This is a genomic window from Nonomuraea purpurea, from assembly GCF_042650645.1.
Lineage (GTDB): Bacteria > Actinomycetota > Actinomycetes > Streptosporangiales > Streptosporangiaceae > Nonomuraea > Nonomuraea purpurea.
Window position 1 is genome coordinate 62,302 of record NZ_JBHSBI010000005.1, and the last position, 12,706, is coordinate 75,007.

At 70.1% G+C, this 12,706-nt stretch carries 13 protein-coding genes; 9 read left to right on the forward strand and 4 right to left on the reverse strand.

Features of this window, described 5'->3' with window-relative positions; genetic code table 11:
* The first annotated feature begins 42 nt into the window (after nucleotides 1-42).
* The 3 genes from ACFOY2_RS11475 (at nucleotide 43) to ACFOY2_RS11485 (ending at nucleotide 2,135) form a co-directional block, all read left to right on the forward strand.
* Nucleotides 43-765, forward strand: coding sequence for a siderophore-interacting protein (locus ACFOY2_RS11475; protein WP_379527952.1), 723 nt, complete (start codon nucleotides 43-45; stop codon nucleotides 763-765).
* Nucleotides 766-824: 59 nt separating this feature from the next.
* On the forward strand, nucleotides 825-1,592 hold the full coding sequence (gene map / locus ACFOY2_RS11480; protein ID WP_379527953.1) for a type I methionyl aminopeptidase: 768 nt from the start codon (nucleotides 825-827) through the stop codon (nucleotides 1,590-1,592).
* 282 nt (nucleotides 1,593-1,874) lie between these two features.
* Nucleotides 1,875-2,135 (forward strand): hypothetical protein, encoded by a 261-nt coding sequence (locus tag ACFOY2_RS11485; RefSeq protein WP_357808878.1) that lies wholly within the window; start codon nucleotides 1,875-1,877, stop codon nucleotides 2,133-2,135.
* 122 nt (nucleotides 2,136-2,257) lie between these two features.
* On the opposite strand, the gene ACFOY2_RS11490 is transcribed toward ACFOY2_RS11485, so the two are convergent.
* Complete coding sequence (locus ACFOY2_RS11490; RefSeq protein ID WP_379527954.1) at nucleotides 2,258-3,184, reverse strand: adenosine deaminase; 927 nt, start codon at nucleotides 3,182-3,184, stop codon at nucleotides 2,258-2,260.
* A gap of 113 nt (nucleotides 3,185-3,297) precedes the next feature.
* Here ACFOY2_RS11490 and ACFOY2_RS11495 point away from each other — a divergent pair, with 113 nt between their 5' ends.
* A complete protein-coding gene (locus ACFOY2_RS11495) occupies nucleotides 3,298-4,440 on the forward strand; it encodes a PucR family transcriptional regulator (RefSeq protein WP_379527955.1) in 1,143 nt (380 codons plus the stop codon).
* Here the strand turns inward: ACFOY2_RS11495 and ACFOY2_RS11500 are convergent.
* Complete coding sequence (locus tag ACFOY2_RS11500) at nucleotides 4,405-5,586, reverse strand: metal-dependent hydrolase family protein (protein WP_379527956.1); 1,182 nt, start codon at nucleotides 5,584-5,586, stop codon at nucleotides 4,405-4,407. The two genes, ACFOY2_RS11495 and ACFOY2_RS11500, sit on opposite strands and share 36 nt — an antisense overlap.
* 219 nt (nucleotides 5,587-5,805) lie before the next feature.
* On the opposite strand from ACFOY2_RS11500, the gene ACFOY2_RS11505 reads away from it, so the two are divergent.
* Genes ACFOY2_RS11505 through ACFOY2_RS11525 form a run of 5 tightly spaced genes read left to right on the forward strand, consistent with a single transcriptional unit; the run spans nucleotide 5,806 to nucleotide 10,047 of the window.
* Nucleotides 5,806-6,852 (forward strand): ABC transporter substrate-binding protein, encoded by a 1,047-nt coding sequence (locus ACFOY2_RS11505; RefSeq protein WP_379527957.1) that lies wholly within the window; start codon nucleotides 5,806-5,808, stop codon nucleotides 6,850-6,852.
* Complete coding sequence (locus ACFOY2_RS11510) at nucleotides 6,849-7,601, forward strand: ABC transporter ATP-binding protein (protein WP_379527958.1); 753 nt, start codon at nucleotides 6,849-6,851, stop codon at nucleotides 7,599-7,601. Before ACFOY2_RS11505 ends, ACFOY2_RS11510 begins: the two co-directional genes overlap by 4 nt.
* Nucleotides 7,598-8,347 carry an ABC transporter permease gene (locus ACFOY2_RS11515; RefSeq protein WP_379527959.1) on the forward strand — a complete coding sequence of 250 codons (750 nt, stop codon included), beginning with the start codon at nucleotides 7,598-7,600 and terminating at the stop codon, nucleotides 8,345-8,347. Before ACFOY2_RS11510 ends, ACFOY2_RS11515 begins: the two co-directional genes overlap by 4 nt.
* Entirely contained in the window at nucleotides 8,344-9,111 is a 768-nt protein-coding gene (locus ACFOY2_RS11520) for an ABC transporter permease (protein ID WP_379527960.1), read from the forward strand. Before ACFOY2_RS11515 ends, ACFOY2_RS11520 begins: the two co-directional genes overlap by 4 nt.
* 39 nt (nucleotides 9,112-9,150) lie before the next feature.
* On the forward strand, nucleotides 9,151-10,047 hold the full coding sequence (locus ACFOY2_RS11525; protein ID WP_379527961.1) for a hypothetical protein: 897 nt from the start codon (nucleotides 9,151-9,153) through the stop codon (nucleotides 10,045-10,047).
* 129 nt (nucleotides 10,048-10,176) lie between these two features.
* Here the strand turns inward: ACFOY2_RS11525 and ACFOY2_RS11530 are convergent, their stop codons facing one another.
* Nucleotides 10,177-10,932, reverse strand: a complete 756-nt coding sequence (locus ACFOY2_RS11530; RefSeq protein WP_379527962.1) for a CAP domain-containing protein — start codon at nucleotides 10,930-10,932, stop codon at nucleotides 10,177-10,179.
* Nucleotides 10,933-11,111: 179 nt separating this feature from the next.
* Nucleotides 11,112-12,653, reverse strand: coding sequence for a D-alanyl-D-alanine carboxypeptidase/D-alanyl-D-alanine endopeptidase (gene dacB, locus ACFOY2_RS11535; RefSeq protein WP_379527963.1), 1,542 nt, complete (start codon nucleotides 12,651-12,653; stop codon nucleotides 11,112-11,114).
* Nucleotides 12,654-12,706: the final 53 nt, after the last annotated feature.

Consider the following 12,706-nt stretch of genomic DNA (forward strand, 5'->3'; position numbering starts at 1 on the left):
CCGGCAGGCGCCGCCGGTTCGGCGGCCAGGAAGGAGGAGGACGTGAAGCGCACGATCGCACGGCGGTTACTGGAGCGGATGTTCGTCACCGGCGAGGTCGTCGAGGCGGAGCAGCTCACCCCGAGCATGCGCCGCGTGAGAATCGCCGGAGAGTCCATCCCGGCGCTGGACTGGACCCCGGGCCAGCACGTCCGGCTGCTGATCGGCGACGGCGGCCTGCTCGGGAGTGTGCTGCGGACGTACTCGGTCTGGCGGCACGACCCGGCCGGGGAGTCGATCGACCTCGTCGGGTACGACCATGGCGGCGACTCACCGGGCGTCTCGTGGATCAGGCACGCGAAGGCGGGCCAGGAGATCGCGTTCACCAGGCCGGAAGGACGTTTCGTGGTACGGCGGGAAGCGTCCTGCCATCTGTTCGCCGGCGAGGAGACCGCCTCCGTGGCGTTCGACGCGATGGTGCGGGCCCTGCCCGAGGGCGTGGCGACGTACGGCGCGGTGGAGGCCGACGGCCCCGGCGACCATCTGGAGTTGCCGAAGGACCTGGTCAGGGTGTGCAGGAACGGCGCCTCGGCGGCGGGTTCGCAGCTCCTGGTGGACGCGGTCAGGAACCTGGACCTCCCGGACCGGCCGGGCGTCGCCTATCTGGCGGGTGAGGCGCGCACGATCCAGGCGATCCGCACCCACCTGGTCAAGGAGCGCGGCTGGCAGCGCGGCGACGTCCTGACGAAGCCGTTCTGGACGCCGGGCAGGCGGGGTATGGATTGACCCGAGAGGCGTGATAATAATACCGGTATAGTTATCGACGGAACCGGGAGGAGAAGGCCGTGATCGAACTCAAGAGCGCCGGCGAGATCGCCACGATGCGGGAGGCGGGCAGGGTCGTCGCCGCGATCCAGGCGGCGACGCGGGAGCAGGCGGCCGTCGGGGTGTCGTTGAAGCAGCTCGACGAGGTCGCGCGGACGGTCATCCACGAGGCCGGGGCGGGGGCGTCGTTCCTGGGCTACCAGCCGACGTTCGGGGCCACCCCGTACCCGGGAGTGATCTGCACGTCGGTGAACGGGGTCATGCTGCACGGCCTGCCGTCGCCGTACCGGCTGCGGGACGGCGACCTGCTGAGCGTCGACTGCGGCGCGTTCGTGGACGGCTGGCACGCCGACGGCACGGTCAGTTTCACGATCGGGCACGCCCGCGAGGAGGACCTGAAGCTGATCAGGGTCGCGGAGGAGACGCTGGCCGCGGGCATCAGGGCGGCCGTGCCCGGCGGACGGCTGGGCGACATCGGCCACGCGATGGCCATGGTCGGACGCGGCGCCGGCTACGGCATGCAGAACGACTTCGGTGGCCATGGCATCGGCCGGGCCATGCACGAGTCGCCGTTCGTGCCCAACGAGGCCCCCCAGGGTCGAGGGTTGCGGCTTCGTCCCGGGCTGGTGATCGCGATCGAGCCGAGCCTGATGGCCGGAGGCGACGACGGCTACCGCATGGACGACGACGGCTGGTCGGTCTGCTCGGGCGACGGCAGCAGGAGCGTGCACGTCGAGCACACCGTCGCGATCACCGGGGACGGCCCGGTCATCCTCACCCTCCCGTAGAGGCCCCAGCCCGAATTTGGTGGCCCTGCGTTACATGTACCCATTTTGGGGGGCGGAACGGGCCGCCCGCGATGGTCTGCTTTCGGTCATGAAAGGCGACGGCGACCCCTCGGCCGGACACACGTGATCGTCAAGCGCCCGGCTCTCGGTAATCATTTTGGCTACGTACCGGATTTCAGCAGGTCAAGAGCGAAAATGTGGGCGTTTGTCGAAGTCGGGGCCGGGAAAATCTTCTCCCGATAGCTACGGAGAGTAGTCGTTAGGTATCAGAGGAGAATCGATATGTACAAGCAAGGGCTCGTCCTGGCCGGGATCGTCGGAGGGCTGCTCATGTCCGGCGTCGCCGCGAACGCGGCCACGACCAACTGGCCAAGGCCCAGTGAGGACCACGACAGGAAGCTCCTCATCTGCGGTGACGAGAACATCCTCGCCAACGGTGAGGTCAACAACAGCCACAGCGCCGTGATCAACGTGGAGACCGGCGACATCCTCAGCCAGATCCTCGGCATCAAGAGCAAGGAAAACAAGTGCTCGGTCACCTGATCTGAGTCCTCAGTCTGAGAAGCGTGACTAAGGGGCCCGCCTGTGAAGGCGGGCCCCTTCACTCTGCTCAGCCCTCGAAAGCTGCTCAGCCCTCGAAAGGCGAAGGCGCGTGAAGGCGGTGCTCAGCCCTCGTACGCGAAGGCCGCCTCGAAGGAGTTGCGGGCGATCCGGTCGAGCTGCTCCTCGGTCATCCCCAGCTCCCGCCGCAACGCCGCGTAGTTGTCCTCCACGTAACCCCCGAAGTACGCGGGATCGTCGGAGTTGACGGTCACGACCAGCCCCTCGTCCAGCATCGCGGGCAGGATGTGGTCGCGCAGGGACGGTACGGCCCGCAGCCGCACGTTCGACAGCGGGCACACGGTCAGCGGGATCCGCTCCTCCCGCAGCCGGGCCACGAGCTGCGGATCCTCCATCGCGCGGATGCCGTGGTCCACCCGTTCGACGCGCAGGACGTCCAGCGCCTCCCACACGTAGTCGGGCCCGCCCTCCTCGCCGGCGTGCGCCACTCTGTGCAGCCCTTCGGCGGCGGCGATGTCGAACACCCGCCGGAACAACGACGGCGGATACCCCACCTCGGCCGAGTCCAGCCCCACCCCGATGAAGTGGTCGCGGTAGGCCAGCGCGGTTCGGAGCACCTGCTCGGCCTCCTCGGCGCCCCGGTCGCGGAGGAAGCACAGGATCAGCGCGGACGACGCCTCGCCGTCCTTCAGCGCCGCCGACAGCCCGCCGATCACCACGTCCATCGGCACGCCCCTGCTCAGGTGCGCCTGCGGGTCGAAGAAGATCTCGGCGTGCCGCACCCCCTGTTCGGCGGCCCGCCGCAGGTAGGCGGAGGCGAGGTCGTAGAAGTCCTCCTCGGTGCGCAGCACCGCCATGTTCTCGTAGTACACGTCCAGGAACGACTGCAGGTTCGCGAAGGAGTAGCGCGCCCTGATGGCCTCCACGTCGAAGGTCGGCAGGTCGACCCGGTTGCGCCGGGCCAGCTCGACGACGAGTTCGGGTTCCAGGGTGCCTTCGATGTGCAGGTGGAGTTCCGCTTTGGGACGCATGGCAACGAGTAAACAGCAACCCCTGGAGCCGGAGGTATCGTGCGAACCTCTGAAGTCTGGGGGGTCATGAATGAGAAACCTCCTAATCGGAGGCTGACATACCATCAGATTTCATGAGGCTGGCGGACCTGCTCGCGCGCGACGACCTTCGGCTGAAGCCCGTGACAGGTCACGAAGGGCTCGACCGCGAGATTCGGCGCGCCTACCCGACGGACCTGCCCGACCCCCGCCGTTACCTGCGCTCCGGCGACCTCGTGCTGACCAGCGGCGTCTGGTACGGAGAGCCGTCCGACTGCGAGCGTTTCGCCGACGCGTTGTGGGCCAGCGACGCCGCCGGGCTGGTCGTGGGCCTGATCGTGCTCGGCGAGCTGCCCGACGCGCTGGTCGAAGCCTGCGAACGCCGCCGGCTCCCGCTGCTCCTGGCCGCCCCCGACCAGTCGTTCGGCGCGATCACCGAGGCCGTGACCGCCGATGGCTTCGCCGCCGAGCAGCGCAGGGCCGAACGGGTCAGGGCGCAGACGCTGCTCGACGTGCTCGGCCAGATCCCGCCCGGCGAGGTGTCGGCGCACCTGCGGCTGCTCGGCGCCGACCCCGGGCTGCCGACGGCCGCCGTGGTGGTGAGCCTGACAGGGCCGGGCGCGTATGACCTGCCGGAGATGCTGCACGAGGGCCTGGCCAGGAAGGGCCGGCACCTGATCGTCGGCGGCACGCCCGGCGAGGCGGTCGCGCTGGTCAACGGCAGGGCCTCACGCAAGAGCCTGGCCGACGAACTGCGCGCCCTGGCGGCCGAGCAGCCGGGCCTGCGCATCGCGGCCGGGATCAGCGAGATGGCGGCCAGCGTGTCGCAGCTCGGCGAGGCGCTGGAGACGGCCAGGCGCGGCATGGAATCAGCCAGAGGGGGCGCGGGCCCCGTCTCGATCATGTCGGTGGCCGACATCGACAGCTTCGACCTGCTGCTGGCCACGCTCCCCGCCGGGGTGCGCAGGTCGTTCCGCGACCACCTGCTCGGGCCCGTGGAGGAGTACGACGCGCGGCACGGCTCCGAGCTGCTGCGCACGCTCGACATCTTCCTGGAGACCTGCGGATCCTGGCAGCGCACCGCGGACGAGCTGTATGTGCACGTCAACACCCTGCGCTACCGCATGCAGCGGATCGAGGAGCTCACCGGCAGGCGGATGTCGTCGATGCGCGACCGCACCGACCTGTACCTGGCACTGCGGTCAGGGCAGGTCGCCCGCTACGACGCGTCCTCGTGACACCACGGCCACGATGTTGCCGGTGGCCAGGTCCTCGACGCGCTCCCACGGCCGCCCGCGCAGCACGACGAAGTCGGCGCCCAGCCCCGGCGCGATCCTGCCCACCGGCACGCCGATCGAGTCGGCGGCGTCGGAGGTGGCCGCGCGCAGCGCCGACTCGGCGTCCATCCCGAGGATCCTGGTCATGTGCACGACCTCGGCGAGCTGGTCGCCGAAGTCCACGTGGTGGCCGTTGGCGTCGGTGCCGAGCACGAAGCGCACGCCCAGCGCGGCGGCCTGGGCCAGCAGCACGTTTCGGGTGGCGACCAGCTCGGCGGCCTTGGCCCTGGCCTCGGCGGTGACGGGGACGCGGCCCTCCGCGATGGCCTCGTTGATCAGCAGCGTCGGGGCGACCGGCGTGCCCCTGGCGGCCAGGGTCTCGGCCAGGTCCCTGCTCATGAGCGTGCCGTGCTCGATCGAGTCGACGCCTTCCTCGACGGCCACGCGGATGCCGTCCTCGGAGTGGGCGTGCGAGGCCACCAGCATGCCCAGCGCGTGGGCCTCGTCCACGACGGCCCTGATCTCGTCGCGGGTGTAGTTGCGCCAGCCGTTCTTGTCGCCGATCGACAGGACGCCGCCGCTGGTGGTGAGCTTGATGCCGTCCATGCCGGCGCGGGCCCAGGCGCGCACCAGCTTGCGGCACTCGTCGGGCCCGTCGGCCGTGGGCTTGCGCTGCGGGAACGCCGGCGGCACGAACAGGTCGTTGTGCCCGGCCGTCATCCCCACCACGCCGTGCACCTGGACGCGCGGCCCCGGCAGCACCCCGGCCTCGAAGACCCGGCGCAGCGCGATCTGAGCCTCGTCGCCCGCCAGGTCGCGCAGTGTCGTCACGCCGTGGCGCATGGCCCGCTGGGCGTGGGCGACGCCGTGCAGCACCTGCTCGTCGCGCGTGGTGACCAGCGGCCAGGTCGCGAAGTCCGGCGGTTCGCCGGGACCGGCGTACCCGATCAGGTGCACGTGCGTGTCCACCAGACCAGGGATGACGCACAGGTCGCCGTGGAGTGCCGGGGCCGGGGTCACCGCGGTGATCCGGTCGGGCTCCCAGCTCAGGTCGACCGGGCCGCGGAATTCGGTACCGTCCCAAAGCGGGATTCCGTCGAGTCTCATTTCACGCACGACGCTACAGGAGCCGCCGGGCCGCTGGAGGGATCTACGGTCCTTCCACCGCCCTCTCGTAGGGACCTACAGGGGTTGCCAGCGGTTTTCCCCGATTCCCGCTCCAGGACCATCGGCGGGGCAGTGCTGTCCCAAACCATCGTCACACGATGGTAATAATCGATAGATACCTTCCTGACCTGCATCTTCACCGCCGCTCAAGGATGAATTATGGCTACTTCCCTCGACCGCCGTGCGTTCCTGCGGACAACGGGCCTGACCGGCCTGGCGCTCGGCCTGGCAGCCTGCGGCGAGTCCACGGCGGGCGGTGACCAGGGTGGCGGCCTCGGCTCGGTCAAGCTGCAGCTGTCGTGGAAGAAGAACGTCGAGTTCGCCGGCGAGTACTTCGCCGACAACAAGGGCTACTACAAGGCCGCCGGGTTCTCGCAGGTCGAGCTGCTGTCGGGTGGTGGCTCCGGAACCTCGGTCGAGTCGGGCCTGGCCACCGGGCGCTGCTGGATCGGGCTGTCCGCGCCCACGATCACCGCGCCCGCCATCCTGCAGGGCGCCCCGCTGAAGATCGTCGGCGCGACCTTCCAGAAGAACCCGTTCGCCATCATCTCCCTGAGCAAGAAGCCGATCGAGAGCGCCAAGGACCTGGTCGGCAAGAAGATCGGCGTCCAGGACTCCAACGAGCTGGTCTGGAACGCGCTGCTCAAGGCCAACGGCATCGACGCCGCCAGCGTGACCCGGGTGCCGTTCCAGTCCGACCCGTCGATGCTCACCTCAGGCCAGCTCGACGGCTACGTCGGATTCGTCACCAGCGGCCCCGTGCGGCTGAAGATGCAGGGCCACGACGCCACCTACCTGCTGCTCGCCGATGCCGGTCTGCCGCTGGTCGCCGAGACGTTCACGGTCACGCAGCAGACCATCGACAACGAGCGCGACAAGCTCAAGGCGTTCCTGACGGCCGAGATCAAGGGCTGGAAGGACGCCGTCGCCGACCCGGCCAAGTCCGCCGAGCTGGCCGCCACCGTCTACGGCAAGGACCAGAACCTCGACGTCAAGGAGCAGACCGAGGAGGCCAAGATGCAGAACGAGCTCGTCGTCACCCCCGACGTCAAGGCCAACGGCCTGTTCACGATGACGCCCGAGCTGATCGAGCAGAACATCGCCTCCCTGGCCAAGGCCGGCCTGACGATCAAGGCCGAGCAACTGTTCGACCTGACGATCCTGGACGAGGTCTACAAGGCCGACCCGAGCCTGAAGCTGTCATGAGCGGGATCGCCATCACCGGGCTCAGCAAGGTCTTCGGCAAGGGCCTGACCGCCGTCGAGGGCGTGGACCTCCAGACGAAGAAGGGCTCGTTCCTGTCGCTGCTCGGGCCCTCCGGCTGCGGCAAGTCGACCGTCCTGCGCATCCTGGCGGGGCTGGAGGAGCCCACGACCGGCGAGATCCGGGTGAACGGCGAGACCCCGCGGGAACTGCGCGGAGGCCACCACCTCGGCATCGCCTTCCAGGACTCCGCACTGCTGGCCTGGCGCAGCGTCGCGGCCAACATCCGGCTGCCGCTTGAGGTCGCCGGGATCAGGCCGGAGCCCGGCGTGATCGAGGACCTGATCAAGCTGGTCGGCCTCGAAGGCTTCGAGAAGGCCAGGCCCGCCGAGTTGTCGGGCGGCATGCGCCAGCGCGTGTCCATCGCCCGCGCGCTCGTCGTCAAGCCCAGCGTGCTGCTGCTCGACGAGCCGTTCGGCGCCCTGGACGACATGACCCGCCAGCGGCTCAACCTGGAGCTGCTGCGCATCTGGACGGAGAAGCCCGCCACGACGCTGATGGTCACCCACGGCATCAGCGAGGCGATCTTCCTGTCGGACGTGGTCGCCGTCATGAGCCCGCGCCCCGGACGGGTCGTGGAGCTGGTCGAGATCGGCCTGCCGCGCCCGCGCACCCCCGACATGATGCGCACCCCCGAGTTCCACGCCATCCACGACCACCTCAGCGACCTGCTGTTCGGGCACGGCTCATGAGACGCCTCCAGGGGCTGCTCGGCGTTGTCTCCCTCGTCGCCCTCTGGTGGCTGCTGGCCGCGACCGTGTTCGCCGGCGGCGGCGCCGTGCCGACCCCGGCGGCGGTGCTGACCTCGATGGGCCAGGACGGCTGGGCCTTCTACGGGCCGAACGCCTCCGCCACCCTGTCGGCGGCGGTCCAGGGCTTCCTGTGGGGCAACGGGCTGGCCATCGGCGTGGCGCTGCTGGTGCTGCTCGTGCCCCGGCTCGAAGCCGTCGCCACCCAGCTCGCCGTGATCAGCTACTGCATCCCGCTGCTGGCCATCGGGCCCATCGTGCTGGTCGTCTTCGGCGGCGAGGCCACCGTGGTGTTCCTGGCCGCCATCTCGGTCTTCTTCACCACGCTCATCGGCGCGCTGCTCGGGCTGCGCTCGGCCGACCGGGCCAGCCTCGACCTCATCACCGTCTACGGCGGCGGCCGCCTGGCCAGGCTGCGTTACGTGCAGATCATCGCCGCGTTGCCGAGCACGTTCGCCGGGCTGAAGATCTCCGCGCCGTCCGCGCTGCTCGGCGCGATCATCGGCGAGTACCTCGGCAGCAACGACCAGGGGCTCGGCGTCTCCCTGATGATCTCCCAGCAGCAGTTCCAGGTGCCGCGCACGTGGGGCCTGGCCCTGGTGTCGGGCCTGATCGCCGGGCTCGGGTACGCCCTCGTCGCGCTCGTCGCCCGCCTGGTCACCCCCTGGTCGAGAGGCGAATCATCATGATCGGGCGGACCGTGCTGCGGATCGTCGGCCCTCTCGTCCCCTCCGTGGTCATCGTGGTGGCCGCGTGGTGGCTGGCGCTGGAGGCGTTCGGGATCAGCCCGCTCGTCGGCAAGCGCCCGCCGCAGGTCTGGGAGTATCTGACGGCGTCCGCGGCCCATCGCGAGGCCGTCTTCGGCGCGCTGGGCATCACGATCAGGGACGCCGCCATCGGCTTCACCACCGGCATGGTCGCCGCGATGGCGGTCGCGGTCACGTTCGTGCTGTTCAAGACCGTCGAGCAGACGTTCATGCCGGTCGCGATGCTGCTGCGCTCCGTGCCGCTGGTGGTGATGACGCCGCTGATCACGCTGATCTTCGGCAGGGACCTGCTCGGCGTCGCCGTCATCGGCGGCATCGTGGTGTTCTTCCCCGCATTGGTGAACATCGCCTTCGGCCTGCGCTCGGCCTCCCCGCAGGCGACCGACCTGATCATGGCGTATGGCGGCACCCGCATGACCGTCCTGCGCAAGGTCGCCGTGCCGACGGCGATGCCCGCGGTCTTCGCCTCGGCCAGGATCTCCGTGCCCGCCTCGATCATCGGGGCGCTCATCGCCGAATGGCTGGCCACGGGGCAGGGCATCGGCGCGGAGATCCTGCGGGCGATCGGCGGCTTCCGCTACGACGAGGTGTGGGCGGACATCGTGGTGGTCACGGCCGTGTCGATCCTCGCGTACGCGGTCGTGGGCGTCGTGGAGTCGCTGGTCCTGGCCCGTTTCTCCGACTGAGTTGCCTCTGACACCGTGTCAGGGCCTTCAATGGCCGGCATGGTCGCTTACCAGGGCTCCGGCCCCTACTGCTACACCCATTCGCTGGCGATGCTGCTCGGCCCGGACGCGCCGCCGCCCGGGGTGATCGAGACGCTGACGGGGTCGCCGTTCGGGATGCAGCTCGTCGGCGGCCTCACCCCGTACTTCGACCCTTACGGCTGGGATCCGGAGATCGGCGTGGACGCGGCGCTCGACCTGCTCGGCTGGACCTGCGAGCGCAGCGAGGCGGGCACCCCGCAGGAGGCGCTGACCAGGCTGCGGGCCGCCGGTCCTGCCATGGCGGGGCCGCTCGACATGGCGCTGCTGCCCTACACGCCGCACGGCGACGGCGACCACTACCTCGTGGTGCTGGCGGTGGAGGGCGACACCGTCGTCGTGCACGACCCCCACGGCCATCCCTACGCCACCCTGCCGGTCGCGGACTTCCTGGCCGCCTGGCGGGCGGAGTCGGTGGCGTACCTGTCGACGTCGTTCGTGCTGCGCACCGGCTTCGCCCGGGTCCGCGAGGTGCCCGTGCGGGAGGCGCTGCGCGATTCGCTGCCCACCGCCGTGCGCTGGCTGGACGGGCGGGACGACCTGCCGGTCCCGCCGGGGTCGCTCGGTGGGGCCGCTGCGGCGCTGCGGCTGGCCGAGTTGGTGGAGCAGGGGCTCGACGCCGGCGTGCGCGACCTGCTCACGTACTTCGGCGTGCGGGTGGGCGCCCGGCGGCTCGCCGACGCCGCCGCGTGCCTGGAGCTGCTCGGCCTGGACGAGGCCGCCTCCGTCGCGGCGGGCCAGGCCCGCGTGCTCGGTGGCCTGCAGCATCCGCTCGTCACGGGCGACGACGCGGCCGTGGCGGCGGGGCTGCGGAAGCTGGCGCCGGCCTACGAGCGTCTGCGGTCGCTGCTGGTGTGAAGAAGTGCGGACCCGGCCGCGGTCCTTGTGCGGGGGGAGGCGCGGCCGGGTCCGCCGGGAGGGGAGCGTTTGGGCGTGCGGTGGGAAACCGGCATGGGTGGGGCCGGTGAAGCCCGACGCTCCCTTGGCTCAGGGCGTGGCGAAGACCTGGGTCCAGGTGGGTCCCTTGGTGTTCTGTCCGACGCCGGTGTGGGTGTAGGAGCAGTTCATGATCGTCTTACGTAGGGGTGGGCTGTCGAGCCAGGCGTCGACCACCGCGGCGGCGGTGCGCTGGCCCTGGGCGATGTTCTCCGCGGCCTTGGTGAAGGAGAATCCGGCCGCCCGGATGCGCCGGTCGAAGCTGGTGCCGTCGCTGGAGTCGTGCGTCAGGCGGTTGGTGCGCGCCATGTCCGCAGAGTGCCGCTCGGCCGCCAGGTGCAGCCGGGGGTCGTGCGTCAGCGGGCGGCAGCGCTGCTTGGCCCTGGCCCGATTGACGATCTTGACGACCTCCTCCTCGATCTGCGAGGCGAACTCGCAGGCCAGTTTGACGGGCCGCGACTTGCCGCTGCGGCCCTTGGAGTCGAGCGCGACCACGTAGTAGTGGCGCGGGGCCGCGGCGCACGTGACGCCGGCCGTGACGCGGCCGTTGCGGACGGTCCTGGAGCCGCTCTTGAGCGCCCGGTCGGCGCCTGAGACGGCGACCATGACGCGTACCCGCAGCGTGGCCCGGTCGGCGCAGCCCGTTCTGGTGGCCGTGCCCCGCACCATGCCGCCGGTCGCGACCGGTTTGCCGGCGATCACCTTGCACGCCTGGTTCGAGTCGGCCGACGCCTGCGCAGCGGGCATGGCGGACAACCATGCCGCCAGGCTTCCAAGGCAGGCGATCGCCTGGAGCCGTCTGCGCATTCTCTCCTCCGGTCGGGGCTCGACATTGCATCGAACCCGAATTCTGGCGCTCCAAAGTCGGCTTTGTACGGAAATTCCGGATGCAACCTGGAGTTCCAAGTGGCCGAATCGTGATCCGCCCTTGTTGATCTCGGTAAACCATAGCGGTCCCCGGAACGTCCAGGGACCGCCGGATTCGTCTAGCAGTGCACCGGCTTGAGCCACGAACATTCGAGATCGCCCGCCGTGCCGGGGTCGGCGGCGCGGAGCTGGACGGCCTCGGCCGTCGCGGTGCGGGAGAACTGCGCGAGCCGGACGGCGATCTTGTCCTCGATGTCCTTCGGCGAGGCCGACAGGTACTGGTTCAGCATGATCGAGAAGATCAGCGGTTCGCCGTCGGCGCTCGTGACGTACCCGGACAACGCCGTGACGCCGGTCAGCGAGCCGGTCTTGGCGTGCACGTTGTTCGCGGCCGGCGTGCCCCGCATCCGGCTGCGCAGCGTCCCGCCGACGAACCGGTCGGCGTTGCCCGCGATGGGCAGCGACTTGTACCAGGTGTCGAACCACGGCTTGCCGCGCACGGCCGTCAGCAACCGCACGATCGAGCCGGGGGAGAAGCCGTCGCGGCGCGACAGCCCCGACCCGTCACGCATGTTGATCACCTGGACGCCGTTGGCCCTGGCGTAGTCGGTGCTGACCTTCAGCCCGGCCGACCACGTCCCCTGCCCGGCGACCTTGCGGCCCATGGCCTTGGTGAGGATCTCGGCGTGGATGTTGTTGCTCAGCTTCATGAACGGCACCAGCAGTTCGCCCAGCGTCATCGACTGGCGCGCGGCCAGTTCCTTGGCCCCCGCCGGAGCCGCCCCGGGGACGGTCTGGCCGAGGACCTTGACGCCGTGCTCGGCCAGCGACGTGCGGAACAGCGATGACGCGTACGCCGTCGGATCGTCGACCGCCACCCACTCCTGGTACGGGTCGGCCACCGTGCCGGTGATCACGACCGTGCGCGAGTTGTGCTGCCGCTCGATGAGCACGTCGGTCTCCGTGCCCACGGTGGCCCGGTTGACGATCTTCAGGTAGTCGGTCTCCGGGGTGGTCGTGACCTTGACCTTGCCGCCGTCGGCCGCGACGGCGACGACCACCGTGCCCGCGTCGTAGTCCCTGTCGGGAGAGGCGGTCAGGGCGGAGATCGGCGCCGCGTAGTAGGCGGTCTCGTCGCTCCACGACCAGTCGTTGCCGAGCCGCTGGGAGTCGAACCAGGTGTCGTCGGCGACCAGCCTGCCCGTGACGACCTTGATGCCCGCTTTCGCGATCTTCGCGGCCAGCGCGTCGTAGTCCTCGGCCAGCATGGTCGGGTCGCCGGTGCCGCGCAGGACGAGATCGCCGGTCAGCACGGCGCCCGCTTTGCGGCCGGTGCTCAGCACGGTGGTGGAGAAGCGGTAGTCGAGGCCGAGCGTCTCGACCGCCGCGGCCGAGGTGAACAGCTTGGTGTTGGACGCCGGGACCAGCAACTTGCCGGCGTCGCTCGCGTACAGCTCTTCGCCTGTCGTCGCGCTCTTGACCACGACGCCCGCTCTGGCGACGGTGAGCCGGGAGTCGCTGAGGATCTGGTTGATGTCCTGGGTCAGATCGGCCACGCCCGCCGAGGGGTCGAGCGCGGCAGCGGGGGAGGAGGGTCCGGACGCCCACGCGAGGGCCGCGACGAGCGCGCCCGCGACGAGGGATGCTGAGGTGCGCCGCATGGGGTCTCCAAGTGACTGAGAGTCATGGCGAGCATGAATCAGCGCAGGCGACC

Bases quoted from the DNA above. Each gene is read 5' to 3' on its own strand.
- ACFOY2_RS11515 (WP_379527959.1), top strand. From the start codon at position 7,598: ATGAGACGCCTCCAGGGGCTGCTCGGCGTTGTCTCCCTCGTCGCCCTC.
- ACFOY2_RS11525 (WP_379527961.1), top strand. From the start codon at position 9,151: ATGGTCGCTTACCAGGGCTCCGGCCCCTACTGCTACACCCATTCGCTG.
- ACFOY2_RS11490 (WP_379527954.1), bottom strand. From the start codon at position 3,184: ATGCGTCCCAAAGCGGAACTCCACCTGCACATCGAAGGCACCCTGGAA.
- ACFOY2_RS11510 (WP_379527958.1), top strand. From the start codon at position 6,849: ATGAGCGGGATCGCCATCACCGGGCTCAGCAAGGTCTTCGGCAAGGGC.
- ACFOY2_RS11485 (WP_357808878.1), top strand. From the start codon at position 1,875: ATGTACAAGCAAGGGCTCGTCCTGGCCGGGATCGTCGGAGGGCTGCTC.
- ACFOY2_RS11505 (WP_379527957.1), top strand. From the start codon at position 5,806: ATGGCTACTTCCCTCGACCGCCGTGCGTTCCTGCGGACAACGGGCCTG.
- ACFOY2_RS11495 (WP_379527955.1), top strand. From the start codon at position 3,298: ATGAGGCTGGCGGACCTGCTCGCGCGCGACGACCTTCGGCTGAAGCCC.
- ACFOY2_RS11530 (WP_379527962.1), bottom strand. From the start codon at position 10,932: ATGCGCAGACGGCTCCAGGCGATCGCCTGCCTTGGAAGCCTGGCGGCA.
- ACFOY2_RS11500 (WP_379527956.1), bottom strand. From the start codon at position 5,586: ATGAGACTCGACGGAATCCCGCTTTGGGACGGTACCGAATTCCGCGGC.
- ACFOY2_RS11520 (WP_379527960.1), top strand. From the start codon at position 8,344: ATGATCGGGCGGACCGTGCTGCGGATCGTCGGCCCTCTCGTCCCCTCC.
- dacB (WP_379527963.1), bottom strand. From the start codon at position 12,653: ATGCGGCGCACCTCAGCATCCCTCGTCGCGGGCGCGCTCGTCGCGGCC.